We start from the raw sequence: 25,087 nt of genomic DNA, 5'->3' as shown, positions 1-25,087 counted from the left end.
ATTAATGAAATCCCGAAAACCAAGAAATACAGCTTTGTGTAGATCCTAGTAATGGGTTAAAGAATATTACCACGGATATTTCTATATGGCAATGTTTTGACTACCTGCGCACATATTCAGAAAAACTACATAAATTTTCAAAAAATCTAATTCTGCACTCGACATGGGTTAAAGTATATGGTTAAATAATAGAGAGTTAACAAAAGCATTTAATATAAATTGGTTCGGGGGGGAGGTAATAAGCATGTCACTGCTTATTATTGAAGATAATAAGGATCTTGTTCAGGTTCTCGCCGAGGGCTTTGCAGAAAATGGGTTTTCTGTAGAGCGCGCTTATACAGGAGAAGAAGGGCTGGAAAAAGCGAAGAACCCGGAGTGCGAGTGTATAGTTCTGGACCTCATGCTGCCTGGCATAAGCGGACTAGAGGTTCTTGAAAGACTTCGTTCAAATGGTGCTACTCTTCCTATCATTATTCTCACGGCGAAAGACAGTGTAGACGAAAAGGTAGAGGGCCTTAATAAGGGTGCCGATGATTTTCTGGTTAAACCATTTGATTTCAGAGAGCTTCTTGCAAGAGTTCGTACCCTTTTAAGGAGAACTTCTGAGTTGCAGCATAATCTCCTTCATTGTGGATCTATGACAATAGATCCAGTAGCTAGGGAATGTAGAGTGGATAACACCATATTACCACTGCGTAGACGGGAGTTTGATATTCTGGAATTGCTTCTTCGACATGAAAACCAAGTTTTTACCAGGGAAAAGATAATTTCTCAAGTCTGGCAAAAAGAATATGACGGGACAAGTAATGTAGTTGACGTACATATAAAATATTTGAGAGACAAGCTGCGCGAGCAAGGATTAGATACAGTGGTTGTAACTGTACGAGGAGTTGGGTACAAGGTAACTTGCCCAGACTGTATCTAAACATTAAGTGGAAAGCCAGGGTATCAGGCATTGAACTTGCAACTTCGCAAACTTCTTAGGTCTTTTAAAATACGTTTAACAAGGGCTTCAGCAAACCAAAGGGGCAATCTGAAACTCCTCAGGTTGTCCCTTTTTTCCATTTCTTTTTTTATAATTATGTCCCTTGCTGTGTTAGCGTCATCCTTCACTTTAACTTCCTTTTTTTCCTATATGGGAGGATTGTTTGCCGGTTGCGCACTATCTTTTTTTATATCCCTCTGGTTTCTTGAGCTTCGCATTTACACTCCCTTACGAAAAACGTGTCAATCCTTACGAAAAAAGAAGAGAAAAAATGACCGCGTAACAATACCCTTTCTTGGGGATCATCCCCAACTTGTAGAGCTTCGCGAATCTCTTAATAAACTGCTCCGCCAGTACGAAGAATCCCTTGCTCAACTTAAGCAATTGTCAGCAGATACGAGCCATGAGCTTAGAACTCCTATTGCCGTCATCAAGGGAAAGATCGAAATAATGCTCATGTCCACTAGAGAACCTAGTTATTACGTGGAACGGCTTCAGCAAATAATGGTTCAGATCGAAAATATGCAACAAATTGTAGAGTCTATACTCGAGTTGTCCCGGTTTTCAAAGTTCTCAGGCCCAGAATGGATGGAATCGGTGGATTTACTTATGGCAGCTGATGAAGCCTGTGAAAACATGTTTCCCCTCATTGAAAAAACAAGACGTCAGCATCTGGTGAAAAAACTCTCTTTTGCCCCAGTTTTCGGGAGCATTGAACTTCTTACAAGAGTTGTTACAAACCTCCTGGACAATGCCAGCAAATACACTCCTGAAGGCGGAACTATCGGTGTGGAAACATGGAGTGATATAAAAAAGCAGAAAGCCTATTTGCGTATTTGGGATACCGGCCAGGGGATGGATGAATACGCTATTCAAAAGTGCAGAGACCTCTTTTGGCGTGCGGACACAGCTCGAAGCGGAGGCGGATATGGGCTGGGACTTCCCCTTGTGCAGAGAATATCTGAATTGCACAAAGCTGAAGTGGACATCCAATCTACTTTGGGAAAAGGAAGCTCTTTCACTTTGACTTTTTCCCTTGATACAAACACCCTTTCCGAATATGAGATATCGTGATAATAAAATATTTTTAATCGAAGTAAAGGGGCTGTCCTTCAAAGGACAGCCCCTTTACTTATAAGTATAAGTTTGCGTTTTAAAAACTCATGGAAACAAAGAACGTTCTCCCGCCCCGGCCTAAAAGAAGCACTAAAGAATTGTCCTTATTCCCCACGGCTTTATTTAAGTCGCTCACATCAGACACTTTTGTGCCATTTACCTCCAGAACCAGGTCTCCTTCACGAATCCCTGCACGAGCAGCAAATGATCCCTGCTCAACAAAGGTTATAACCACTCCATCCTTTGATCTTAGTCCGTACTGGGAACGAAGCTGTGTGGTAACATTACTTGCTTCAACACCAACTTTTTTAAAAAGCTCTGAGGTTTTAGGCGATCCTTTTTCCTGGCTTTCTTCTCCTGCAGGAGCAACTTCTGTTAGTTTAACAGAAATATTTTTCTTTTCTGCTTTACGCACTATCTCAAGATTAACTGTATCCCCTGCCATAAATTGGCGTATTCTAAAAACAAGATCCTGATGATTGTCTATCTTGTTACCATTAACAGCAATAATCACATCGCCACGCTGCAATCCTGCCTTATCCGCTGGCGAATCTGACACCACATCGCTGATAACGGCTCCTTTTTCTTCTTTTAAGCCATAAGCTGTGATAAACTCTTTCGTCACTGGCTGCACGTACACACCAAGCCAACCTCTTTTGACCTTTCCATATTTTACAAGATCATCCATTATCTGCTTCGCCATGTTAACAGGAATAGCGAATCCTATTCCCTGAGCATAAGGGACAATAGCGCTGTTTATCCCCACAACTTCCCCCGAAAGGTTGATCAGGGGACCGCCACTATTCCCCGGATTAATAGCTGCATCAGTTTGCAAAAAACCGTCAAAATTTACATCTCCAGCGTGAATGCTCCTGTTTTTTGCAGATATGACACCAACTGTCACAGTGTGCTCCAGGCCAAAAGGGTTACCTATGGCAACAACCCACTCTCCCACGTCTATACGGTCAGAGTCACCAAGTTTGAGCACAGGCAGATTGCGGGCGTCTATCCTGATCACGGCTAAATCAAAAGTAGGGTCAGTTCCTAGGACTTCAGCGGGAAAGGTCCGTCCATCAGAAAGAGTTACTGTAATCTTATCCGCTCCCTCTACAACATGACTATTGGTGAGAATTTGGCCGTTGTCTGTAACAATAAAGCCAGATCCACGCCCTTTCATTGGTATAGTTCTAGAAAAACGCTGAAACTCTTCTCCAAAGAAACGCTTGAATATGGGATCATTCGGGAAAGGAGAGACTGACCGTGTAACTGTAGCCTCTACATCTATGTTGACCACGGCTGGAGAAGCATCCTTCGCTATGACCGCTATAGGGTTCCCAGTGAAAACATCTTGAGCAAAAGAGGAAGTGCTTATCGCACTCAGAGCAAAAGCTATTATGGAAAGAAGAGCAATTGTGTTGTACATCCTTTTCATATTATTTCACCTCCGTTTACTTTCCATATCTATTGTATCCGGCTTTTTGAAAAGGACATCGTTTCTTTTACTGATACTTTAATCATAAATTTTACGAATAAGTTTCCAGCAAGAATAAGAAAGCCAGATTCCACCTACAATTACCATGGAAAAACTACCTCTATGAGATGCTTCTATTCCAGAAAGGTACCAATCAATACGAAGTGGATCCACAAAAATACGCAAGAAACCCCAAAGGATTAAAAATAGGGGCCAGAGAAATGCAGCTTTTACAAAGCGCTCGCTTTCCCCTAAACGAAACTCAATCCATTGCAACGCAAGGAGAATTGCAAGAGCTCCGAAAGAATAATAAAGCTGAGTGGGATGGCGGATTAAAGCTTCCGGATCAATAGCGAAGCGTACTCCCCAAAGGTGAGATGTTGGAATTCCCCCACAACAACCATTCAAAAAACAGCCCCACCGGCCAATAGCTATTAACGCAGCGGAGGGGAGGGATGCCGATTCTGCAACACGCCATAGAGACAATTTTGTACGGAAGATATAAAAGAAGGCAAAGCAACAGCCGCCTATGAAACTGTAATAAGAAGACATTCCTCCTTTCCAAAAATGAAGTATGCTAAGGGGATCTTGAAATACAGCTTCTCGACCAAGATGAATACCCATGCCAGTACATATACCCGCAATAATTCCCAAAGCAACCATTCCCAACAAGTGCCCCATTTTAGAGGGAGGGATGCCGTAGTACTGAATTCCTCTTTTATACGTCCAGAGAAAAGCCGTCACTAACGCAACGATCCACAGCACGTAATAGCTGTGGATCGTAAAATTCCTTATAGAGAATAGTTCCGGATACATAGTGTGTTAACGGCGTTTGCTTCTTGTAGAATGGGCTGGGCAAACTACTACTTTGCGAGACGGCTCTTCTCCTACAGAGCGTGTCATTACGCTATCTGTATCTTTCAATGCCAAATGGATAATGCGTCGTTCCCAACTGGACATGGGTTCAAGATAGGCAGGTTTGCCCCTTTTTTCCACTTTTCTGGCAGCTGCTAGGGCCAGGCGTTTCAGACTTGCCTCCCGTCTGGCTCTATACCCGTCACTATCTAATTTGATACGGGTCTCTCTGGTCTCGTCACGCATCATAAGATTGAGGAGATACTCCATGGCTTTCAGAGTTTCGCCGTACTTTCCAATAATAATTCCAGCATCATCACCAGAAAGGTTCAAAAAACCATCTTCCTCGTTTACAGAGAGGGAAAGTCTCATACGTTTAATAAGATCCCCCGCCAGTTCTTGCCCCTTTAAGACTGATACCGGCAGCTCAGTCCATACTTCTACCCTTAATTTTCTCCCCAATAGACCAAAAAAACTTTTTTCTTCTTCGATTATCTTAACAAGGAAGTCCTCCGGATTTAATCCCAGCTTGGCCGCGGCCAATGTTTTAGCTTCGTCTATGGAGCTGACTTCCATAATAAACTTGTCTTGCTCGGTCATGTATAATCCCCCTTCGACACTCTACCATGCCCGGGATACCTTTAATTTTCCTCTTTGCCTGCGGGTTTAGATTTATGTAAGACTGGCTTCTCCTGCATTTCCTGACTTGTTTTTTTGGTAATCCACCACTGCTGAGCTACTCCCAGGAAAGATGAAACTCCCCAATACAACAAAACTCCCCCAGGCAGGCTAAGGCATATAAAGGTGAGAAAGAGAGGCATAAACCAGCTCATCATCGCCATCTGCGGATTCCCCGTAGAACTCATCTGCTGCTGTGCCCACGTGAGAATACCAACAACAACAAGGAGCATGAGGTTCCCCAGATAAAGGCCTACTTGAGCCAACCCCGCAGGGTTGGCGAGAACACCAGATAGCACAGCCATAACACCTATTTTAGTTGTTTCTGGAAGAGCTACCGCCTGAGCCAGCGTTGAAAGGACAGATCCTTCAAGGCTAATGAAGCCAAGGAAAGGAACACTTCCAAAATTATAGTTCATCAACAAACGGAATAATAGAATAAGAATAGGCAATTGTACAAGAAGAGGCAAACATCCAGCCGCAGGGTTTACTTTGTTTTCTTTATACAAGCTCATAATTTCTCTATTCAGTGTTTCTTTGTCATCCTTATACTTTTCCTGCAACATTTTCATGCGGGGCTGAAGCTTCTGCATCCTTTGCATGCTAACCATTTGTTTATGGGTAAGAGGGTGAAGAAGAATTCTTACCGCCAGTGTCAGCAAAATAATTGCAATTCCCCATGAACCCGTTAAATTATGAAGGGTTTCAAGGATAAGAAGTATAAAATCCCCCGCTGCTTTCCAGAGAGTACCCACACCATTCACCATCCTCAGTCAGAATTGTAGATTTTAGGAGATATTTTTCTCTTAAGTGGAAAATCTGGCACTGGATCATATCCCCCAGGATGCCACGGACCACATTTCATTATACGGATTAATCCAAGCCAACTTCCGATCAAGATACCATGCATTTCTATAGCCTCAAGGGTGTACTGAGAACAGGTCGGATAAAATCGACAATTCTTTCCTAACATTGGAGAAATCCATTTCTGATAAAATCTAATAGCAGTCACGGCTATTTCTGTCAACATTTTAATCTATCCGTCATTTTTATTCTTTTTCTCCCACATATTCCCCGGCCACGACTCATCAAGTAACCCTACACGCCCTAAAAGAGCCACCATATCATCATACACGTCATAGGCATTTGCTTCCAGCCCTGCTGTTCGAAGAGAAAAAACACACCACCATGTTCCTTTTACCCATGGTAGAATACGACGTATGCTCTCTTTCAGAATGCGCCGTCCCCTATTGCGCACACAAGCCGATCCTTGGCGTTTCCCTACGGCCAGCCCTATCCTAGTTCTATCGTCGGGGGCCTCCACAAACAGCAACCGCACCAGCTCGCCTTTGAAGCGACTGCCGGTGCGGAAAACATAATCATATTCCCAACCCTTCTTGAGCCGCACAGAGCGTGAATATCCGAGCTTCAAAGCTACACAGCCAAACGCTTACGCCCCTTGCGTCTCCGGTTGCGAAGAATTCTCAATCCGCTGGGGGAACTGGAACGAGAGAGGTATCCCATTTTTCTCTTTCGCGGTCTATTATGGGGCTGAAAAGTACCTTTATTCACGACTACACCTCCCAGTTACAAAATAAAACATCAATGCAAAAGACCGGAAACCGATCAGCCTTGATACTATATCACACCGTTTTCTCATGAGCAACAGAATTACTCTTGACTGTAAATCGTTGTATTGGAACTAAGGGCAAATCTTTCCGTATCCGCCAATCCTGTCTATCAATAATTCTACCATCAAGAATAACAACTCTGCCCTGATCACTTTTTGATCGGATAAGGCGTCCAAGAGCTTGACGTAGAAACATTTTGGCCTGAGGGAGAATTACTGTTACAAAAGCTTTTCTTCCTTCCAATTCGTTTCTTGATTGTACAACTGGATCTTTCGGGTGAGGAAAGGGGATTCTGTCAATAATAACCTGGGTCAACCCTTCTCCCGGCACATCTACTCCTTCTCTGAAGGAAACACTCCCAATCAGCACGCTTGAAAGATCTGATCTGAAACGTTCAAGAAGTTCTGTTCGGGGTAATTCGTTCTGAACATACACTGTGTAAGGATGTTGGCTTCCCTTAAGCCAATTGCCCACCTTCTTAACAAGTCTCATGGAACTGAGGAGAACCAAAGAACTTCCCCCGTTGTCATTACAAAGACGTTCTACTACACGACAAACCCGCTCGTCATAGCCTTTTTCTATGACTTTCAGACCAAGATCCACCACGAGTATTTTCATTTGTTTTTCAAGATCAAAGGGAGACTCTAGGACATACGTATCTGTAGGGATAATTCCTGTTTCTCTCTTCCAAAAATCAAAAGATCCCTCTACTGTCATCGTAGCAGAGATTGCAATGATCTTTTCTGCTTTTTGAGAAAGAATCCCCTCTGATACCTTATCCGAGCACAGGGTAGGTTCACTTACGAGGGCATCTCCTTCTCGCCAATACGCCCACTCAGGGAAATGGCCCACTGCTAAACACCACTGAAGAGAGTGGGAAAAAAGCCGAACCTCTTCTATCCATGCAAGGGCGAGAGCCAGAGGACCGTCATCCACGTCATAAGGTTTCTCATTGCACAGCTCTTCAATAGAACGCAACATTTTTAAGGCCGTCTCTATATGTGAAGAAACCAGTAATCCGCAACGGTAAAGCTCTTCGTTACGAACAGGGATAAGCACTCCGTCGGCTATGGAAACCTCAAGGAGCTCAAAAAGTTTTCTTCCTTCTTCTTGGACAGAAGAAAGTTCGTCCCGCAACACACCTTGTTCTTCCTCTCGATTTGAGAGGAACGATTCGGCAGTTGCGGCCCCTTTGCTTCTAAGAAGCCGAACCAGATCTTCCCATGAAACCCTTACAGATGAAATCGACCGAGCTGCATCGACCATACGGTGGGCCTCATCGCAGATCAACACATCAAAATCCACAGGGAAGGTTCCCTTCCCGTTCATTACATAGGCAAAATACATATGATAATTCGAGACAATTACATCCCAATTCTGTGCTTTCTTTAAGGCTTTTTGAATAAAGCACCTATCACGATAAGGACAACGATGTCCAAGGCAGCCACGAACTTGCGCGGCAACTCTAGGAAATATTGGAAAATCGGAAGGAAGTTTTAACTCTGAAAGATCACCTGTTTGAGTTTTTTTTAGCCACTCAGAAAGGTATATGGAGGCGGCACCACTATCTCCAAAAGAAAGAAAACCTTCATGTTCGAGTTCAAGGGCTCTTCTGACACAAACATAGTTGCCCCTCCCCTTAAGAAGACCAAAGGAAACATCATATCCCAATAGCTCTTTAAGGCGGGGGAGGTCTTTTCGTATTAATTGTTCCTGAAGGGTAATTCCGGCTGTGAGAAAGAGGATCCTTTTCTCCTGAGGCAAGGCCCACTTTAAAGCAGGAGCCAACAGCGCAAAGGTTTTACCTATTCCAGTAGGGGCCTCAGCAACAAACACTGTATTTCTCTGTTGCATAAAGGAGTCCCATATTTTTTGAGCTAAAAGAAGCTGGGGCTCTCTATATTCATAATCCTCAAAATTTTTTTCAAAAAGCCCTGAAGGGGCAAAAATTTTATCCATCGGATGCATGTTGCTGTTCATTTTACAACCTCTTCTCTATGGCGAAAGCATTGTTCTATTGCTAATATATCAGAGAGCATGTTAAAATGTGGTGCGTTTTATGGGAGGAGGTGAAGGAAATGCCCAATAAGAAATCCGCTGAAAAGAGAATGAGAACCAGTGAAAAGAATCGTCTCTACAATCGTTACTGGACAAGCCGATGCAAAACGGCTGCCAAGAGGGTTCTCGAAGCTGTTAATAATCAGGATGCCGAACTGGCTGGAAAACGGCTTCAAGTTGCCCAGAGCGTTATTGATAAAGCTGTTGTGAAGGGTGTTATGCACCGTAGCACTGGGGCTCGCCGTAAGTCGCTTCTTACCAACAAGGTAAAGGCCCTAGCGGGGGCAGCTCCTGAGAGCAGCCAGGAATAAAAGGCTTCCACCCATAAAAATTCTGAATTTTTTAGCTGAGCCAGGATAGGGATATCCACGACTCAGCTTTTTTCTTTTTTTATGCTGCCAATCAAGCGAAGAACTATGGTTTCAAGGCCAGCCCAACCTGCTCCGGCGCCAGTTTTTTCCCCATAAGAAAGACCAGTTAATTCCACAATGAAGGCAAAAAGGGTTTGTTTATCATAATTTTTTCTTGCTTCCGAAGCCATTTTACCTGCATAACTGCGAACCTTGAGCATCTCCAGTATATCTTTTTCTGAAAGAGATGGGAAAATATATTGATAAATAACTGGTTTTAAACGATTGTAAAGGGCCGTTACTAACATTAAAAACGGGACATCTTGATGAAGATGAGGGAAGAGGATCAAAATTTCTTTTCGATTTCCCTGACACACCCCATCAAGAAAACGAAGCATAGAGCTACGCCCCTCATCAAAAGAAAGTGCCCTTACCATTTCTGAAGTCACTGTCTGACCATCAGAAAAGGCTGCAATCTTTTCAATCTCGCTTCGCAGCTCTTCTCCATCTTCTATCCAGTCTATGAGCAAAGCAGCTGCCTCTTTTTCTAAATTTATGCGCCTGTCCCCACAAAAATTTAGGAGCCAACGCAGCCTGGCCGATGGCCAGAAAGGAATTTCTTCGGCCTTCAAAATTTCTGCTCGCTGGAGGGCCTCTTTAGGAATATATTTAGAGGGACTACCATCATAAACGAGAAGGACAAGGCAAGATTCTTCTACAGAATTGAAAAAGGTAATCATAGATTCCGGCAATACCCCTAGATTTTCTGCATTTTCAACAAGAAGCATTTGCTTCTCGCTAAAAAGCACCCGGTTTTTTCCCAGTGATAGGATATCTTGCCAGGAACCTCCTTCCTTGCGGCCACTAAGGCTATATCCCTGAATCGTGTATTTTTGAAGGGTCTTAGAAAGAAGACGCCTCTGAGAAACCTCAGAGGCGCTTATAATTACGATTTTGGGCACTACTCCTTCACCACCACATTCACCAGCTTATCTGGTACTACTATAACCTTAACAAGATCTTTCCCCTCTATGCGCTTCTGTATAGTGGGTTCATTCAAGGTTTTTTGCTGCAACTCATCTTTAGAGAGCCCCGCTGGCAAGTCTATTTTATGGCGAACTTTTCCATTTACCTGTATAACTACAGTCACAGAATCAAGGACAAGAGCTGCTTCGTCTTTAATTGGCCATGCACTCAAAGCCAGCCGATTCTGATTTCCAAGCATCTGCCAAAGCTCTTCTGTAATATGAGGACAGAAAGGATTAAGGCACATAAGAAGAACTTCTACACCCTCACGAAGAAGACCCCAGTCTTTTTCATCCTTTGGTGAACATGAGTATATGCTATTTAACAACTCCATTAAACGAGCAACTGCCGTGTTAAACTGCCTTTCTTCCTGAATATCCCGGGTCACATCCTCAATTGTCTTATGTATCTTTCGTTTAAAATCCCGACGATCTTTATTGACGAGGGAGCCCATTTCAACCCTTTCCATTGAGGCGTTCTTGAGCCCCTCGAGATTTTCTTCAATATAGCGCCACACTCTATTTAAAAACCGATGTACCCCTTCTACTCCCTGTTCAGACCACTCAAGGTCATTTCCTGGAGGTGCGGCAAAAAGGATAAAGAGCCTTGCCGTATCGGCGCCAAATTTCTGAATAATCTCATCGGGATCCACTACATTGCCAAGGGATTTCGACATTTTGGCCCCATCTTTAATCACCATCCCTTGGGTAAGGAGATTAGAAAAGGGCTCCCTGGCATTACAAAGGCCCAGATCTGCAAAGACCTTGGTGAAGAAACGGGAATAGATTAGATGCATACAAGCATGCTCTATTCCTCCAATATACTGATCTACAGGCATCCAGTAGTTTGCCAGGTCCGTTTCAAAGACTTTCTTGTCGTTACGGGGATCTACATATCTAAACTGGTACCATGATGAACAGATAAAGGTGTCCATGGTATCCACTTCTCGCCTGGCATGCCCTCCACAAACCGGACACGTAGTGTTAACCCAATCATCCGCCTCCGCGAGAGGAGAGCGCCCCCCCTCTTTAACAGTGAGATTTGTAGGCAACAAAACAGGAAGGTCCTTTTCCGGTACTGGAACCATACCGCAATGGTCACAATAAACGATAGGAATAGGAGCCCCCCAGTAACGCTGACGGGAAATAAGCCAGTCGCGAATACGGAAATTCACTTCTCGCGTACAAAAACCTTTTTCCTCACCCCAATCGAGCATTCGGCCAATAGCTTCCTGGGTGGGAAGTCCATTAAATTCTCCTGAATTGAAAGCTATGCCATTATCCACAAAGGCCTCTGACATCGTATCCCCGTCGAGATGGTCCCCCTCGGCAGGTTGTATGACTGCAACCACAGGGATTTGGTATTTACGAGCAAAATCAAAGTCGCGTTCGTCATGGGCAGGCACACCCATAATTGCCCCGGTTCCATAGTCCATAAGAATATAGTTTGCAATCCATATAGGAACATCTTCGCCTGTAGCTGGGTTGGTGGCGTAAAACCCTGTGAAAACACCGTTTTTTTCCCCACCAACCGCTGTACGGTCTATTTCACTTTGGCTGATACATGTTTTTACAAAAGTTTCCAATTCTTCTTTATTAGAAGCTTTTTCAAGAATCGTATCTACTAGGGGATGCTCAGGAGCAAGGGCCAGGAAGGTCACGCCAAAGATCGTGTCGAAACGTGTGGTAAAGGTTTCAATTTCCTCTCCCAATTCCTTGGCGGTGAAGGTCAAACGAGCTCCTTCAGAACGGCCAATCCAATTTCTTTGCATAATACGCACTCGTTCCGGCCAGCCTGGAAGCTGATCGAGATCGTCAAGAAGTTCCTGAGCATAATCAGTAATACGGAAGAACCATTGCTCAAGTTTTTTCTTTATGACTGGAGAATTACACCGCCAGCATTTCCCTTCGCTATCAACTTGCTCATTAGCAAGAACCGTATTGCAACTTTCACACCAATTAACAGGAGCTTTTTTACGATAGGCCAGCCCTTTCTTAAAAAACTGCAAAAAGATCCATTGGGTCCAGCGATAATAATCCGGGTTACATGTTTCAACCCGCCGATCCCAGTCGTAACTACAGCCCATTCTCTTGAGCTGGTCTGTCATTTGTTCAATATTTTTATGGGTCCACTCATGAGCTTGCACACCATACTTGAGAGCAGCGTTCTCTGCTGGGAGGCCAAAAGCATCAAACCCCATGGGATGAAGGACGTTGTACCCATTCATCCATAAGAACCGTGCCATCATGTCGCCGATGGAATAGTTCCGAAGATGTCCCATGTGAAGAGCCCCGCTAGGATATGGGAACATCTCAAGGCAGTAAAACTTCTTCTTAGACGGATCTGCCTTTACTTTGAAAGTGTTCTCTTCCTCCCACACTTTCTGCCACTTTTGTTCGATAGAAAGAAAATCATAAGCCATGCATCTGCCTCCTCGCACCAGATACCTCTGAAGTCATATCAGGGAATTATATCCCTCATATGTTATATGTGCAAAGTATCCTATTCTTTTTCCTCTTTTTCAAAGCGCTTAATAAAGGGCTTGATAATATCCATTGGCAGAGGGAAAAATGTGGTGGAATTCTTTTCACTCGCAATTTCTTTTAATGTTTGTAAATATCGAAGTTGTAATGTAACAGGAGAAACCTCCATTTGCTTTGCCGCATCGCTCAGTGTCTTGGCTGCCTGCAGTTCTCCCTCGGCATTAATTATTTTTGCCCGCCGTTCCCGTTCTGCCTCTGCCTGTTTAGCCATAGCACGTTTCATCCCTTCAGGAAGTTCAAGCTCTTTAACTTCAACGGCACTGACCTTGATTCCCCATGAATCAGTTCTTTCATCAATAATTTTCTGAAGTTCGCTATTGATCTTTTCTCGTGAAGAGAGAACTTCATCTAATTCTGCTCCTCCGATAACAGAGCGCAGTGTCGTCTGAGAAAGCTGGCTCGTTGCCAACATATAATTTTCTACTTCAATTACTGAATTAGCAGGATCCATAACTCTAAAATAAACTACAGCATTCACTTTGATCGGCACATTATCCTTTGTTATGACCTCCTGGACGGGAACATCAAGGGTTACAATTCGAAGATCCACGCGGATAACACGATCAACCACAGGAATAACGATCACAAGACCGGGCCCCTTTGCCCCTATAAGACGACCTAAACGAAATACCACAATTCTCTGATATTCAGGAACGATCTTGATAGCAGACATAAGGATCAAGATCAGAATGATAACAAACCCAAAGGAACTTCCCAAATTAAACAAGAAATACAAAAGTCCATCCAACATAATTATATACTCCCTCCTTCTTTAAGAGCATTTTCCCTATCTTCTTTCTCTACGTAAAGGACCAATCCTTCCACACGCACAACCCGTACAGGCGAACCCTCAGGTAAGGTCTCTCCAGATTCTGTTCTGGCCTTCCACAGTTCACCATGACATTTGACGAGCCCTTCCGGTTGAAGGGTTTCTAGAACTTCTGCCTTATATCCGATCAATCCTTCCTGTCCTGAGTAAACCTGTCGTTTCATAGATTTCCATATAAAAACGACGGCTATAATAAAGAAGAGAGAAAAAGCGACAGTCATTCCGATAATAACGCTTTTAGAAACACTCAAAAGCTCACCTCCCGGAGCGCGGAAAAGAATCAGCCCACCAGTGACAAGAGCTGCCATGCCAAAAAGGCTCAGTATGCCTATACCACCTACAAGCAGGTCGACAATAATAACAACAATGCCAGCTAAAAGCAGTATCAAGCCAGCCCAATTAAAAGGAAGCATTCTGAGCCCATAGGCCCCCATCAGGACCATTACAGCACCAGCAGTCCCAAGAATAAATCCTCCAGGAGAAAGGACTTCCAGAACTATTGCAAAAATACCGGCGGTCAACAAAAGATATGCCACGTTAGGATCAGATAAAAGCTGCAGCATTCGTTCCCTTGGCGTCATTTCCACATTGATAACCTGATACGATTTGAGTGAGAGGGCTCGTTTATCCCCGCGCACATCAACTTTCCACCCCTCAAGATTCTCTAACAGCTCGTCAATATCTGCAGCCAAGAAATCAACGACTTTTTCTTTATGGGCCTCATAAGCGGTAAGAGATAAACTTTCGGTAACCATTTTTTCAACAACTTCTGCGTTCCGGCCTCGAACCTGGGCAAGCGAACGCATATGGGCCGCTAGATCATTCGTAATCTTACGTTTCATCTCTTCATCGGGCACATCTTTTCCTGACGCGACAACTGGGTGTGCAGCCCCTACGTTCGTCCCTGGCGCCATTACGGCCACATGGGCAGCCTGCAATAGAAAAGCCCCTGCTGACGCCGCCCTGGCCCCTTCTGGTGCAACCCACATGACCACTGGAAGAGGGGCATCGAGTAAAAACGATGTCATTGCCCGCATAGATGTAACAAGGCCTCCCGGGGTGTCCATAGTAAACACAACAAGACCTGCCTTGTTTTGGTAAGCTTCTTCAACAACACGCTTCATATATTCTTCCATGGTAATGCCCACACTCCCCTGCAAGGGGGTAACAATAACATTAGTAGCAGCAAAAGCCGCTTGTGAAAAAAGGGCAAAAACACTTAAACATATTATCAGAACAGACAGGTTTTTAACCTTCATGGCATCACCTCCTGTAGGGCATCTCGAATGTTCACTGCCCGACAGATACGTATCTCTTTCGGGAAATCCCCTTTCTGCTGATGACTTACAATAGCTTTTCTAAATCCCAGGCGCGCTGCTTCTCTAAGACGAGTCCCAATACGCCCTACCGGGCGAATCTCTCCAGCCAATCCAACTTCTCCTAAAAAACAACAGTCTGAAGGCAGAGAACACTCGTGAACAGAAGAAGCAAGCGCAACAGCAAGAGCCAAATCCGCACCAGGGTCTTTTACGACAAGGCCCCCCGCCACATTCAAATAGATATCAAACATGTTACACGTTGTCTTTGCTCTCTTTTCTAGCACAGCAGTGAGAAGATGAACCTTATTAACATCAATACCACGAGACGTTCGCTTGGGATAGGGAAAAGTCGTAGCGCTGGCAAGGGCCTGAATTTCAGCCATGAGAGGAATAGATCCTTCCATTACGACTGTTACCGCTACCCCTGGCACACTTACATCCGCCTTATTCCAATAGAGGCCACTTGGATCCTCCACAGCAATAAGCCCTTTTTCCGTCATTTCAAAGATACCAAGCTCATCAGTATTGCCATACCGATTCTTAGTTCCCCTGATCATTCTGTACGCTGACGTGTCTTCTCCAGAAAAAAGTAAAACTGCATCGACCATATGTTCTAAAAGCATGGGGCCTGCTATGCGTCCTTCCTTTGTAATATGGCCAACCACTACAAAGGGTATCCCAGTCTTTTTGGCGCTATCAATACATTGCTGAGCCACTGCTCGAACTTGAGACGGCGTGCCCGGCCAGCCATCTTCCAGGGATGACCTCATGGCCTGAACACTATCGAGAACAACAAATCCATGACCTTCCACATGACTTAGTGCCCCGTCGAGGTCTGTGTCACAAAAAAGATCAAGGTTATTATGAAGAGCTAAGAGACGTCTAGCTCTCAAGGCTACCTGAGAAGCCGATTCTTCCCCTGAGATGTAAAGTACCCGTTCTCCTCGCGCTGCCATTGCTCCGCATACCTGCAAAAGAAGCGTTGACTTCCCAATGCCAGGCTGGCCTCCGAGAAGCACTACCCCTCCAGATACCCAGCCGCCACCAAGAACACGGTCAAGCTCTGGAATCCCGGATGTAAAACGTTGCGGAGGCCTTACGTCAATAATATTAACAGCCATCAAATCTGAAGAACGGGGCTTCTCGCAGCCTGATTCGTCTATTTCTTCTTTCTCATAGGTTCCCCACATATCACAGGCAGAACAGCGCCCATTCCATGTTAGGCTTATGTTTCCGCAGTTTGAGCATACGTAGCGTACCATGTTCTTTTTAGCCATAGCTCATATTCCTTTCATAATGTGCCTAAATTGTATCCTTATTCTATTTTCATGTCGATACTTTACACTTCTAAAATATCATGATATCATGCCAACTAAACTTGATATCGCTCTAATAATTTATCATAGTAAAGGATGGCAATGATGCAATTCCTAAAAAAAGCATGCTCTTCTCAGAAAAGCATTTCTGATTATGTGAACACAACTGTTTCTCTCATTGTCAATCGTATCCGTGAAGAAGGCTGGAAAGCAGTAGAAGAATACGCACTTGCCATCGACAGCTATAAGGGTGCATTTCGAGTCTCTCAGAATGAGATGGATGAGGCACTGCAACAACTTTCGCTAACCACAGTAAAGGCACTCAAAAGAGCTATTTGCAATGTGAGGACATTCCATCAGCGCCAGAAAAAAATGTTTGAACCTTTTTTCTGCTCTATTGAAGAGGGTGTAACCGCTGGACTTCGTTTTTTACCTGTAGAGCGAACTGCTGTTTACGTTCCTGCGGGACGCTACCCATTGCCAAGCACAGCTATTATGGGCGTAGTCCCGGCTCAGGAAGCTGGTGTCTCTGAAATAGTCCTTCTTTCCCCTCCTACTAAAGAAGGAAAGATTGCTTCTGTCATCGCTGCTACGGCTTCTCTTCTTGGGGTTTCAGAAGTATGGACCCTTGGAGGAGCTCATGGTATCGCTGCCATGGCCATGGGCGCCGGCCCCATTAGAAAGGTAGACATGATTGTGGGCCCTGGAAATGCGTACGTCACAGAGGCCAAACGCATTCTTTTCGGGGAAGTTGGAATTGACGGGCTTGCTGGCCCAAGTGAAGTTCTTATTATTGCCGATGACAGTGCCAATCCTGCCTGGCTGGCTGCTGATATAGCGGCCCAATCAGAGCATGATCCCATGGCTGCAAGCACATTGCTTTGTACTGATGAAAAAATAGCAGCTCAGACCAGCAATGAACTGAGTATCCTTTTGGAAACTCTGGAAACTGCTGAGACAATCAGGCGAGCATGGGAAGTCAATGGCACTCTGGCAATATGCTCCCTTGAAGAAGCCATAAACGAAAGCAATGTACGCGCGCCAGAACATCTACAACTCTGCGTAAGAGCACCTGAAAAAGTTCTGGATAAATGTATGGCTTACGGCGCCGCATTTATTGGCAGTACAACACCCGTACCCTTTGGAGACTATATAGGAGGGACAAATCACACCCTGCCTACTAATCGACGGGCCCGTTTTGCCGGAGGGCTATGGACCGGCACATTCCTTCGCCCTCTTACATCTCTTTGTATTGACAGCAAGGGAGCTGCTTCTTTAGCGGAAGACGGGATAAATCTTGCACAAATGGAAGGACTTAAGGCTCATAGTCTTGCCATGGCCCTTAGGAGGAATCTTTCATGAACCGTCTACCCAGAGGATGTATGAATGTAGGGGGGGCGTTGGCCACATCTATGGACCGCAGCAGAACACACTTCATGAAACTTTTTTCTTCCTTTGGCTACCATCCTTTCTGGCCATCAGCGTTACAGCTCCTAGAGTCAGCGTGGCCTCATCTTCCTGAAAATTATAGACGGCGTCTTATAGCGCTTACCACACCTTATGGGGAACCATCCTGCCTCAGAGCTGATATTACCCTGGCCGCAGTAGCCTTTCTTGCGTCTCACTATGCTCCCGAACAAAGACCCCTACGTTTATGTTACGCTGATAGGGTCTTTAAACGGGCTGAAAAGCATGAAAACCGAATAGAAAACTTTCAGGTAGGAGCTGAATTGCTAGGATGGGAAGGGGAGGGAGCAGACACAGAAATACTCTGGCTCTTGCTGCGTTGGCTTGATGAAATAGGCCTTGACAAAAGCATTCTTGTAATTGGGGATGTTACCTTTTTAAATTATGCCATGGCTCATGTTGGATCCGCAGCATCAAAAGGGCTTTCAAGCTGTTTGCTGGGAGGCAATTTATCTGGATATCGCTCCATTTTAGCAACTGCCGATATTCCAGAATATAGCCGCAACATACTAGAGCGCCTTCCCGATCTGAAAGGTGGAATAAAGGTTCTTGACGAAGCGAATATGCTCCTAGGATCTTCAGAACATCTTATGCCTCTTCATAATATTCTAAAGGCCCTTTCTGGCCTTGGCTATGAGAAACGCCTATGTGTAGATCTGAGCCTTGCCCGCGAACTCAATTATTATAGCGGACCAGTCTTTCGCCTTTATTCAAGCCCTCAAGGGCAGGAAATAGGGGGAGGAGGACGATATGATGGTCTGCTGAATAGTTATGATCTAGAAGGACAAGCTATTGGATTTGCTGTGAATCTGGAAGAGACGGCTGCGCTCTCTATTCCCCCTGCAGAGCCCAGACGTGTTATGATCTGGAGTGCAAGCCTCTCCCCTGATGAAGCTCTGAAACGTGCATGGACCATATTGTCTGTTGGCTTTGACGGAGAAATGAGCTGGAATAAGAACAGGGATCAATCCTATGAGTCAGCCCGGATGAGAGGATGCCAATGGTGGGTCGATTTGGAAAAAGAAACAGTAACGCACCTGGAAACCGAAAAGATCATGGCTCTTTCCCAATGGATTAGGGAGGAGTATACGTGTTAACTCTTGCCCTCCCCACCGGTCGAGTTATGAAAGAAGCCATAGATCTGTGTGATAACATGGGATTACCTACGGCCGAGCTGCGAAAAGCGGGCCGTAGGCTCGTGGTGCAGGAAAATAATTACCGCTATATTCTTGCAAAGCCAACTGACGTACCCTTATATGTAAGTTATGGCGTTGCGGATCTGGCTCTTGTGGGAAATGACGTTCTTCAGGAAAGTGCCATCGATCTGGTGGAACTTGCAGACACAGAACGTGGGAAGTGCCGAATTGTGGTGGCTGGACCAGAGGAACTCCGCTCCATCTTTACAGGGCACCCATCTGAACTTATGTGGCTAAAAATAGCTACAAAATACCCACGTATCGCTGATATATATTTTTCTTCCCTTGGCGTTCAAGTAGAGATAATCCACCTCCACGGGTCTATAGAGCTGGCTCCTGCCCTAGGAATGGCCCATTGCATCCTCGATATTGTGCAGACAGGAACTACTCTTCAGGCAAACAAGCTTGTAGTACTACAGGAAGTTGCAAAGGTTTCTCTCCGTCTTGTAGCCAGTCGACAAAGCACTTCTCTGAGATGGCCCCAAATGTCGGAGCTTCTTCAAAGGATAGGACGACAGAAAGGTGTGGTAAAAGATGTCCACTGAACTTAGCAGGGAAAGCACTGAAACATCTATCAGTTTACAACTTTCTATTCCAGGGAAAGAACGCCACCTAGATATCCCTTGCGGCTTCCTTTGCCACATGCTTGATCTTTTTTTCTTTCATAGCGGCATTTCGGTGAAGATCACCGCTTCCGGCGATATTGAAGTAGATGCCCACCACCTTACTGAGGATCTTGGGATTCTTATAGGTCGGGCATTTTTAAAAGAACTGGAAAGCCGACCCCTTGCCCGTTACGGCTGGTGTGCCATGCCCATGGACGGTTCCCTTGCTCTCGTAGCTGTAGATATAAGTGGTCGAGGACAGTTTGTCTGGGATGGCTGTTTTCTTTCTTCTTCATGCGGTACATTTGACCTGGAATTAATTCCTGAGTTCTGGCGGGCTTTTTGCAGAGAAAGCCATATAACGATTCATGGCCGCCTCCTTGCAGTGGATAACAGCCATCACGGAGCGGAAGCTCTTTTTAAAGGCATTGGGCGAGCCATGAAACAAGCTCTTGCTTCAGAAGAAGAACTTCAGTCTACGAAAGGGGTTCTTACATGATCGGCATTATTGATTATGGAGCTGGAAATGTAGGAAATGTCCAACGAGCCCTATCTTTTCATAATGAGCGATCCACAATCCTTCGTTGCCCTGATCAGATCAATAACAGCATAGATCTTTTAATACTCCCGGGAGTAGGCGCCTTCGCTCCTGCCATGAGTGCTCTGGAGAAAGAAGGCTGGCCCTTCTTTCTTTCTCAATGGGTTGAAAAGGGGCATCCTCTGCTCGGAATATGCCTCGGGCTGCATCTCCTCTGTGAAGGAGGGGAAGAAGGCGGATATCGCAAGGGATTAGGCTTTTTAGAAGGGGTTATCCGGCATCTTGGAACTCAAAAATATCCCCACATGGGGTGGAACTCTCTAGAATGGATCCGTTCTGCCCAGGGCCTTGAAAAAAGTTGTCATAGTAATGACTACTTTTATTTCGTACATAGCTACGGCCTCCCTCAAACTAATGATACCGTAGCTATTGCAAGAGTAGAAGAACGGGAGGTTTCTGCCATATGTCTTCGTGATTCTGTCGCCGCCTTTCAGTTTCACCCAGAGAGAAGTGGCTCAGCGGGACTCTCCATACTTAAAGGCGCTATTGATCTTTTACGGAGGCATTCATAATGATCCTTTATCCGGCTATCGATCTCTATAAAGGGAAAATCGTCCGCTTAAAACAGGGCGACTTCAATCAGCGTACTGACTACGCTCTTGCTCCCATAACAGCAGCAAAGGCTTTCCTCAGAGCTGGCAGTTCATGGGTCCACATTATTGATCTGGAAGGAGCGCAAGCAGGGCATCCGGCCCACCTTCAAGTGATCGAACCCTTAAAGAACCTTGGCCTTATGGTTCAATACGGAGGAGGCCTGCGGTCTCTTCAAAATGTGGAAGAAGGTTTTAGAGCGGGTGCCAATCGTCTATATGTAGGCAGTCTCCTCGCAGAAAATAGAGAAATTGCCCCCGAACTTTTCTCTTTATGGGGAGACAGGATCATTCCAGCTGTTGATATTAAAGATGGCAAAGTAGCTGTCAAAGGGTGGACTTGCACTTCTTCCTCCTCTCCCCTGGCCTATCTTTCTTTTTTATATTCAGCTGGTTACAGGACTGTCCTTGTTACATCTGTAAATAGAGACGGAACAGGGTTGGGACCGGATCTTTCCCTCTACTCCAAACTATCACTGGAATTCCCAGGTTTTTCTATTATTGCAGCGGGGGGCATATCTTCAATAAAAGAACTGGAAGACCTCCGGGCTTTAAACATTGCTGGAGCAGTGCTTGGAAAAGTGTTGTATGAAAAAGATTTTAATCTGTGCGAAGCATTGAAGAGGGTGATGTCATGTTAACAAAAAGAATTATTCCCTGTCTCGATGTAAAAAACGGACGGGTTGTAACTGGAATAAATTTTGTAAATCTTAAAGATACAGGCAACCCCGCAGAAATGGCATTGCGTTACATGGAGGAACAGGCCGACGAGCTTGTCTTTCTTGACATCTCCGCATCTGTAGAAAGACGTTGCACCATGAAAAGCTGGGTAAAAGAGGTGGCTGACCGTATCTTTATTCCTTTCACCGTAGGCGGAGGCATCTCTTCTGCAGAACAGGCTCGGGAAATTATTGCCCTTGGAGCAGACAAGATTGCCCTCAACACCGCCGCAGTTAAAAATCCCGAAATAATCGAAGAATGTGCCGCACTGCTGGGACGGCAGGCTATTGTTCTTGCTATTGATGTAAAAGAGGTGAAACCGGGCCGCTGGGAAGTTTATATTGAGGGGGGACAAACACCCACTGGGATTGATGCTCTTCAATGGATTCGTCAGGGTGTAGACCTGGGATGTGGGGAAATTCTGCTCACATCCATGGATCGTGACGGTACCAAAATAGGTTACGACATCCCTCTTCTCTCGCAGGTCGCAACTATGGTTCCTGTTCCCATAATAGCGTCGGGAGGAGCGGGTACGAAAGAACATATCCTCGAAGCTTTTAACGTTGGTTGCGATGGAGCTTTGGCCGCATCCATCTTCCATTTTGGAATTGTAGACATACCCGACCTTAAAAAGTGGCTGAAAGAGCAGCATATTGCCATACGTTATCTGGAGGCATAAGCCATGATTGATTACACCAACATCAACTTCGATGAAAAGGGACTCATTCCCGTAGTGGTGCAAGATGGAGAAAGTGGAGAGGTCCTTATGGTGGCCTATGCAAATCGTCAATCCCTTGAGGAAACAGAAAAAAGAAAAGAAATGGTCTTTTGGAGCCGTTCCCGACAGTTACTTTGGCACAAAGGAGAGACAAGTGGCAATACATTGAGAGTCATGGAATTACGTCTAGATTGTGATGGGGATGCTATCCTGGCCGTAGTCGAGCCAGCAGGTCCCGCATGCCATACAGGTGAGGTGTCATGTTTTTTCCGCACACTTACAGAGGAAATGCCCGGGAAGGCAACATTCCCTGGCCAACTTTGGAAATATCTGAAAGAACGTCAGCATCATAACCCCAAAGAAAGCTACACTGCCAGTTTAATTCAATCGGGCCCCAAAAGGGCAGCACAAAAAATAGGGGAAGAGGGAGTGGAAACTGCTCTAGCTATTGCTGTCGGTGAGAGAGATGAAGTGATCTATGAGGCAGCAGATCTAGTGTATCATTTGATGGTCGGCCTTCTCTCATCTGGCGTTTCTCTGCAGGAAATCTGGGCCGAATTAGAAAAACGCCATTCCAGTCATTAGAAATAATTGGGCCAGGGACCAATTACACATCGGCCATCTTCTTTTCTGATAGCTTTTGCAATTTCATCGAAAGTAGGTTCCGCCAGAAGAAGGACCGAACAGTTTTCTACACAGAGGCTTCTCAACCAATGGGAGTCCGAGGAACGGATAAATGTCCATTCTGGATATTCCTCTCGGAAAACCTCGACTTCTTCTGAGGAACATCGCCAGGAGATCTCAAGGGCATCGGCGGGAAAGGAGGAAGGGATTGGCCCTAGTACTGCCGTATAGGAAAAAGATGGCCTGTCAATATGGGCAAGGATCACAAGGCCTCCCCTTCCCTTCGCTTCGAGGGCTACTTCATCAACAGAATATCCCACCCCCTGGACAAGTAATATTTCCTCTTCGTCAAGAATATCGTCCTTCTCGGAAATCACCAATTGATCACCAAACACCTCCGGGCGGTTTCTAAGGCCTGGCATACGCTCCCACAGCCACCGCTGATAATCTGAGGCAACCTGGCAATCTCTGAAAAGGGTGACTATGTGTATATCTTCTGCCGTTTGAACTTCAAGACCGGGGATCACTACTGGGCTCCCACCTGCAGCCTTTGTAATAGCAGGCACGTTCAGAGCAGAATTATGATCGGTAATGGCAATGATCTGAATTCCTTCCTGCCGCGCTTTTGATACAATATCATGGGCTCCCATTTCAAGTTCGCCACAAGGGGATAGCACCGTATGGATGTGAAGGTCTACATAATAAGGCCTTAACTTCAACTTCGTATCACAAAGCACGTAGGCCCATTTCATAAAGCCGTCCGCAAATTTCATATACAGAAAGGGACGAACTGGCGAGGGTCAGATCTTCTTCCTTGCAGCGTTCTATAAGATCTTCTGCCGGCCTGCGGCCTCCCGCAATAATAATAAAAGGAACATCCTTTAGCACGGCAACTGCAGCGATGTTCAAATGGGTCTGAATAGTGATCCATACCCATTTTTCCCTTGCTGAAGCCATAATAAAACTGAGCAAGTCACCCGCAAGAGCACCGCTGATCTCTATTTCTGGTCGCCCAAGGGACACAACTTCAAGCTCCAGGCTATCAATAATGTACTGAATATTCACACTCCTTCCCCCCTTTTATGATCTATGATCCGTAGGCATGAGGCACTTTCCCCGAAAGTTCCGAGATCTCCTTGCTCAAATCATGGATCCGGTCTCTAAGTTTAAAAATGCAGTCTGTCATTTCTCCTTTGCCTCGCACAATATCCTCAGCCATGGCTCGACAGGAAGGTCGTCCGCAAGAACCACAATCAATGTGAGGCAACTCAGCGTAAATAGCATTCATTTCCTTAAGCTTCGCCATGGCTTCTCCCAAATCACTGGAAAGTGGGAGACGCTGTTTCGGTTGAATGGCCTGTTCTAGCTCCCATACGCCTTTCTTATACCATTTTTCAATGTGAGTCTTTTCCTCATCTGTCACTTTCCAATCTACTTTCATTGCGTCAATACGAAGGCGGGATAAAAAACGGGATTCATGGGTCCCTACCCCTCCAATACATCCAAGGTCACAGGCCCTGCACTCCACATAATCCACTCCTCGCAACCTTCCTAATTCAAGCTCTGTCAGGAGGTCTATAGTATTCCTCAAACCGGAAACGGAAACCGTGCGAAGAGGACGGCGGGCGAAAGAAGAAATATGGCGAGATTCACCGCCAGTAATAGACCACTTAATCCATCGATCATTGATCTTATGGGATTCTTCACCAGACATTTTAGGGCTTCCCGCCAAAATATCATGAACTACCCGTCTTATTGAAACAGAGTAGGCTATAGAACTGAGTTCGCGCCCTACAGGATTTCGAACGAGGGTTGTTTTTGCTGGACATGGCGAAATGAGAGTTAGTTCATCTTTTCGGCCAGTCACTTGGCGCCAGATAATAACACTTGATTCCAGTGGGGATTCTACGGGGACAAGACGACCTATAAGCTCTGGAAAATTTATCTGTATCAGACGAATAACTGCTGGGCAATAGGTAGAGATAAAGGGGAGATGCTCTTGTCTTTCTGATTCCACAAGGCGCGCAATAGCATATGCCGCTACATCAAAAGCTAATGCTTCACAGTCGAGGATATCCTCCATTTCCGTTGCATGAAGAGCTTCTTTCATGAGAAAGGGTGACCCGCAGGACCCTATCTGAACATAAAAACAGGGATCAGCAATGAGAACAAGTTTTTTTTGGGATCTCAGAAGCTCCCATTCATCTTCATTGAGTATGATAGCCTTTTCTTTGCATTTACGAATGCATTCTCCGCAATCTATGCAAAGATCAGAGATAATGTGCACACATCCAGTCAACACTCGCATTGCCTCCGTGGGACATGTCTTTATACAATTGGCACAGCCTCGGCATCGAACTTCCTGTACTCTTACCCCTCCAGCCATGAGCTT

27 protein-coding genes are annotated in these 25,087 nt (G+C 45.3%); 11 read left to right on the top strand and 16 right to left on the bottom strand.

The features are described from left to right. Positions 1-244: 244 nt before the first annotated feature. Both AMICO_RS03515 and AMICO_RS03510 read left to right on the top strand, forming a co-directional pair. Positions 245-925: a response regulator transcription factor gene (locus AMICO_RS03515; protein WP_013048100.1), complete on the top strand. Its 681-nt coding sequence runs from the start codon at positions 245-247 to the stop codon at positions 923-925. 210 nt (positions 926-1,135) lie between these two features. Further along, positions 1,136-2,059, top strand: coding sequence for a sensor histidine kinase (locus AMICO_RS03510; protein WP_169302795.1), 924 nt, complete (start codon positions 1,136-1,138; stop codon positions 2,057-2,059). Positions 2,060-2,138: 79 nt separating this feature from the next. Here the strand turns inward: AMICO_RS03510 and AMICO_RS03505 are convergent, their stop codons facing one another. From AMICO_RS03505 to AMICO_RS03470, 8 genes are all read right to left on the bottom strand, one after another. Continuing rightward, the gene (locus AMICO_RS03505; protein WP_013048098.1) at positions 2,139-3,533 is read right to left on the bottom strand and encodes a Do family serine endopeptidase; all 1,395 of its coding nucleotides are present in this window, start codon (positions 3,531-3,533) and stop codon (positions 2,139-2,141) included. Positions 3,534-3,611: 78 nt separating this feature from the next. Next, positions 3,612-4,388, bottom strand: a complete 777-nt coding sequence (locus AMICO_RS09850; RefSeq protein WP_083775764.1) for a prolipoprotein diacylglyceryl transferase — start codon at positions 4,386-4,388, stop codon at positions 3,612-3,614. Between the two features lie 6 nt (positions 4,389-4,394). Next, entirely contained in the window at positions 4,395-5,027 is a 633-nt protein-coding gene (gene jag / locus AMICO_RS03495) for an RNA-binding cell elongation regulator Jag/EloR (RefSeq protein ID WP_013048096.1), read from the bottom strand. Positions 5,028-5,068: 41 nt separating this feature from the next. Further along, complete coding sequence (locus AMICO_RS03490) at positions 5,069-5,860, bottom strand: YidC/Oxa1 family membrane protein insertase (protein WP_013048095.1); 792 nt, start codon at positions 5,858-5,860, stop codon at positions 5,069-5,071. Positions 5,861-5,874: 14 nt separating this feature from the next. Beyond that, the gene (gene yidD / locus AMICO_RS03485; protein ID WP_013048094.1) at positions 5,875-6,135 is read right to left on the bottom strand and encodes a membrane protein insertion efficiency factor YidD; all 261 of its coding nucleotides are present in this window, start codon (positions 6,133-6,135) and stop codon (positions 5,875-5,877) included. A 6-nt stretch (positions 6,136-6,141) separates the two neighbouring features. Continuing rightward, positions 6,142-6,537 (bottom strand): ribonuclease P protein component, encoded by a 396-nt coding sequence (rnpA, locus tag AMICO_RS03480; protein ID WP_052292795.1) that lies wholly within the window; start codon positions 6,535-6,537, stop codon positions 6,142-6,144. Positions 6,538-6,539: 2 nt separating this feature from the next. Beyond that, positions 6,540-6,629, bottom strand: coding sequence for a 50S ribosomal protein L34 (locus tag AMICO_RS03475; protein ID WP_420794732.1), 90 nt, complete (start codon positions 6,627-6,629; stop codon positions 6,540-6,542). Positions 6,630-6,748: 119 nt separating this feature from the next. Then, positions 6,749-8,716: an ATP-dependent DNA helicase gene (locus AMICO_RS03470; protein ID WP_013048092.1), complete on the bottom strand. Its 1,968-nt coding sequence runs from the start codon at positions 8,714-8,716 to the stop codon at positions 6,749-6,751. A gap of 98 nt (positions 8,717-8,814) precedes the next feature. Here AMICO_RS03470 and rpsT point away from each other — a divergent pair, with 98 nt between their 5' ends. Further along, positions 8,815-9,105 carry a 30S ribosomal protein S20 gene (rpsT, locus tag AMICO_RS03465; RefSeq protein ID WP_013048091.1) on the top strand — a complete coding sequence of 97 codons (291 nt, stop codon included), beginning with the start codon at positions 8,815-8,817 and terminating at the stop codon, positions 9,103-9,105. Between the two features lie 62 nt (positions 9,106-9,167). Here rpsT and holA read toward each other — a convergent pair whose 3' ends face one another. The 5 genes from holA to radA all read right to left on the bottom strand — a co-directional run bounded on the left by holA (position 9,168) and on the right by radA (position 16,138). Next, positions 9,168-10,106: a DNA polymerase III subunit delta gene (holA, locus tag AMICO_RS03460; protein WP_013048090.1), complete on the bottom strand. Its 939-nt coding sequence runs from the start codon at positions 10,104-10,106 to the stop codon at positions 9,168-9,170. Continuing rightward, the gene (gene leuS, locus AMICO_RS03455) at positions 10,106-12,592 is read right to left on the bottom strand and encodes a leucine--tRNA ligase (RefSeq protein ID WP_013048089.1); all 2,487 of its coding nucleotides are present in this window, start codon (positions 12,590-12,592) and stop codon (positions 10,106-10,108) included. The genes holA and leuS overlap by 1 nt, the downstream gene beginning before the upstream one ends. Before the next feature lie 80 nt (positions 12,593-12,672). Continuing rightward, positions 12,673-13,464, bottom strand: a complete 792-nt coding sequence (locus AMICO_RS03450; protein ID WP_013048088.1) for a slipin family protein — start codon at positions 13,462-13,464, stop codon at positions 12,673-12,675. A gap of 2 nt (positions 13,465-13,466) precedes the next feature. After that, positions 13,467-14,801, bottom strand: a complete 1,335-nt coding sequence (locus AMICO_RS03445) for an NfeD family protein (RefSeq protein WP_013048087.1) — start codon at positions 14,799-14,801, stop codon at positions 13,467-13,469. Further along, a complete protein-coding gene (gene radA, locus AMICO_RS03440) occupies positions 14,798-16,138 on the bottom strand; it encodes a DNA repair protein RadA (RefSeq protein WP_013048086.1) in 1,341 nt (446 codons plus the stop codon). Before radA ends, AMICO_RS03445 begins: the two co-directional genes overlap by 4 nt. Before the next feature lie 144 nt (positions 16,139-16,282). Here radA and hisD point away from each other — a divergent pair, with 144 nt between their 5' ends. From hisD to hisIE, 8 genes are read left to right on the top strand one after another with little or no spacing between them, the layout of a single operon-like run. Then, complete coding sequence (gene hisD, locus AMICO_RS03435; RefSeq protein WP_041459326.1) at positions 16,283-17,539, top strand: histidinol dehydrogenase; 1,257 nt, start codon at positions 16,283-16,285, stop codon at positions 17,537-17,539. Next, complete coding sequence (locus AMICO_RS03430; RefSeq protein ID WP_013048084.1) at positions 17,536-18,741, top strand: ATP phosphoribosyltransferase regulatory subunit; 1,206 nt, start codon at positions 17,536-17,538, stop codon at positions 18,739-18,741. The genes hisD and AMICO_RS03430 overlap by 4 nt, the downstream gene beginning before the upstream one ends. Further along, the gene (gene hisG, locus AMICO_RS03425; protein WP_013048083.1) at positions 18,735-19,385 is read left to right on the top strand and encodes an ATP phosphoribosyltransferase; all 651 of its coding nucleotides are present in this window, start codon (positions 18,735-18,737) and stop codon (positions 19,383-19,385) included. The genes AMICO_RS03430 and hisG overlap by 7 nt, the downstream gene beginning before the upstream one ends. After that, a complete protein-coding gene (locus AMICO_RS03420) occupies positions 19,375-19,944 on the top strand; it encodes an imidazoleglycerol-phosphate dehydratase (RefSeq protein ID WP_013048082.1) in 570 nt (189 codons plus the stop codon). Before hisG ends, AMICO_RS03420 begins: the two co-directional genes overlap by 11 nt. Further along, entirely contained in the window at positions 19,941-20,555 is a 615-nt protein-coding gene (gene hisH / locus AMICO_RS03415) for an imidazole glycerol phosphate synthase subunit HisH (protein ID WP_013048081.1), read from the top strand. Before AMICO_RS03420 ends, hisH begins: the two co-directional genes overlap by 4 nt. Next, positions 20,555-21,274 carry a 1-(5-phosphoribosyl)-5-[(5-phosphoribosylamino)methylideneamino]imidazole-4-carboxamide isomerase gene (locus AMICO_RS03410; RefSeq protein ID WP_013048080.1) on the top strand — a complete coding sequence of 240 codons (720 nt, stop codon included), beginning with the start codon at positions 20,555-20,557 and terminating at the stop codon, positions 21,272-21,274. The genes hisH and AMICO_RS03410 overlap by 1 nt, the downstream gene beginning before the upstream one ends. Further along, the gene (gene hisF, locus AMICO_RS03405; RefSeq protein WP_013048079.1) at positions 21,268-22,032 is read left to right on the top strand and encodes an imidazole glycerol phosphate synthase subunit HisF; all 765 of its coding nucleotides are present in this window, start codon (positions 21,268-21,270) and stop codon (positions 22,030-22,032) included. Before AMICO_RS03410 ends, hisF begins: the two co-directional genes overlap by 7 nt. A 3-nt stretch (positions 22,033-22,035) precedes the next feature. Continuing rightward, entirely contained in the window at positions 22,036-22,656 is a 621-nt protein-coding gene (gene hisIE / locus AMICO_RS03400) for a bifunctional phosphoribosyl-AMP cyclohydrolase/phosphoribosyl-ATP diphosphatase HisIE (RefSeq protein ID WP_013048078.1), read from the top strand. Here the strand turns inward: hisIE and AMICO_RS03395 are convergent. From AMICO_RS03395 to AMICO_RS03385, 3 genes are read right to left on the bottom strand one after another with little or no spacing between them, the layout of a single operon-like run. Next, the gene (locus AMICO_RS03395) at positions 22,653-23,468 is read right to left on the bottom strand and encodes a PHP domain-containing protein (protein WP_244392437.1); all 816 of its coding nucleotides are present in this window, start codon (positions 23,466-23,468) and stop codon (positions 22,653-22,655) included. The genes hisIE and AMICO_RS03395 overlap by 4 nt on opposite strands. Next, positions 23,422-23,760, bottom strand: a complete 339-nt coding sequence (locus tag AMICO_RS03390) for a hypothetical protein (RefSeq protein WP_013048076.1) — start codon at positions 23,758-23,760, stop codon at positions 23,422-23,424. Before AMICO_RS03390 ends, AMICO_RS03395 begins: the two co-directional genes overlap by 47 nt. 22 nt (positions 23,761-23,782) lie before the next feature. Continuing rightward, positions 23,783-25,081: a [Fe-Fe] hydrogenase large subunit C-terminal domain-containing protein gene (locus AMICO_RS03385; RefSeq protein ID WP_013048075.1), complete on the bottom strand. Its 1,299-nt coding sequence runs from the start codon at positions 25,079-25,081 to the stop codon at positions 23,783-23,785. Between the last annotated feature and the right edge of the window lie 6 nt (positions 25,082-25,087).

The sequence above is a fragment of the Aminobacterium colombiense DSM 12261 genome, from assembly GCF_000025885.1.
GTDB classification, from domain to species: Bacteria; Synergistota; Synergistia; order Synergistales; family Aminobacteriaceae; genus Aminobacterium; species Aminobacterium colombiense.
The sequence above is the reverse complement of the archived record's forward strand: the minus strand, read 5'-3'. Positions and strand labels throughout refer to the sequence as shown.